The 1,456-nt window shown below is 56.3% G+C and carries 1 protein-coding gene and 1 pseudogene; one reads left to right on the top strand and one right to left on the bottom strand.

The genetic code is table 11. The features are described from left to right. Positions 1-133: 133 nt before the first annotated feature. Positions 134-523, bottom strand: coding sequence for a hypothetical protein (locus tag AC1DT2_RS23260; RefSeq protein ID WP_477299039.1), 390 nt, complete (start codon positions 521-523; stop codon positions 134-136). A gap of 451 nt (positions 524-974) precedes the next feature. On the opposite strand from AC1DT2_RS23260, the pseudogene AC1DT2_RS23255 reads away from it, so the two are divergent. Next, positions 975-1,321: pseudogene (locus AC1DT2_RS23255) on the top strand (integrase core domain-containing protein); the annotation flags it as partial. Positions 1,322-1,456 lie beyond the last annotated feature (135 nt).

The raw sequence follows: 1,456 nt of genomic DNA, 5'->3' as shown, positions 1-1,456 counted from the left end.
ACGCACCACAGCATCAGCCGCAGGTGCATATTGCACGCTGCCTGAGTGCGCCCTGTTATGGAGAACTCAGCGGAACTATAAGAAGGGACCCAGTCCGGTACAGCATGCATGCCCTCGAAAACAAGGTCTCCAGTTACTCTTTTAGTTGCTCATCCTCGACGAGGAACAGGCGTTGTAAGTCCCGGCCGAGACCAGCGCCATCCAGAGTCAAGTCAAAGGATTCCTGGACGCCATCCAGTGAATTCGCTCCGTCAATGACACCAAGAACATGGGAGATGGTGTCAACTGAAACCTGCCGCATGATTTCAAGCAAGGTCTCCTTCCCTACCGCATCCAGACTGTTGAACAGCGCGATCGCGCGCTTCCAATAGGGATCCGACGCCTCATGTTGCGCGGTGGATTCGAAGATGTCGCGATAGACGTCATTGTTTTCCAACACGACGGCACCGTAAAGCCTGGAAACGAACTCCTGGGGCGTCATGGACACTCTGTCAAAGGACGCGGGGTAGGCGTTCTTGTTCATGCGTATGAGCTCCTGCAACTTCGAATTTTTGGAATCTACGGATAGACCCTCCTCAGCTCGGTAATGTCTCGAGCCAGGACGCCCCTGAGTGTCGTAAATCCGATCACGCTTGTGGACACGATACCACTGGGCCCTCTGACCGTGTGCCCGTTCTTCGGTACGAGGATCGCCGACACGGTATGGGGCTTAGGCCCACTACGAGTGTAGTAGAAGAGTGGCTGTCATAGGGAGGTCGCTCTGACCCCCGGCTATCGGACTCTATGGCGTCGTGACACAGAACCATTCAGCAGACACAGGGGACTACGAGCACGCCCGGGAGTCGCCGGAATGAGTTTCGCTGGCATCCTACCTGTTGGGCGGAGTTCCGGGCATAGTGTTATGCGCCGCTTGGACGGCTGTTGACACTACCGTTCAAGAGCAGAATTACGTTCCTGCGAATGGGCCTCACGCGGGTGTCGGCGTAACGCGCATCATGGACCGCCTGGCACTGACTCGGGACCTGCCGAAGATCATCGCAGCGATAACGGAAAGGACTTCTGTGGCAAGGCGATGGTCGCGTGAGCACATGAGCGCGCCGTGCGGTTGCGCCTGATCGAGCCTGACAAGCCGAACCAGAACGCCTACATCGAATCGTACAACGGAAGGTTTCGCGATGAATGCCTCAACGAATACTGGTTTCCCAACCTTCTGCATGCCCTAAGCGAGATCGAAAACTGGCGACAGGAATACCACGGAGAGCGACCGAAGAAGGCACACGGCGGGCTAACTCCCGCTGCTTACGCGAAACAGTTACATTAATCCGGACTCAAATCGGACCTCTACTGAAGGCGGAACGGACGTCGGCGATGCAGGAAGATTAGCCCGATTTCTAAGTGCCTCGCGGCTGAAGTCGTCGATGACGTTGAACGTTCGGAACCGGCGACTATCCCAGAG

Source organism: Luteibacter sp. P4_E6, from assembly GCF_056401535.1.
This window is presented reverse-complemented; position numbering and strand designations above follow the sequence as displayed.

Bases quoted from the DNA above. Each gene is read 5' to 3' on its own strand.
- AC1DT2_RS23260 (WP_477299039.1), bottom strand. From the start codon at position 523: ATGAACAAGAACGCCTACCCCGCGTCCTTTGACAGAGTGTCCATGACG.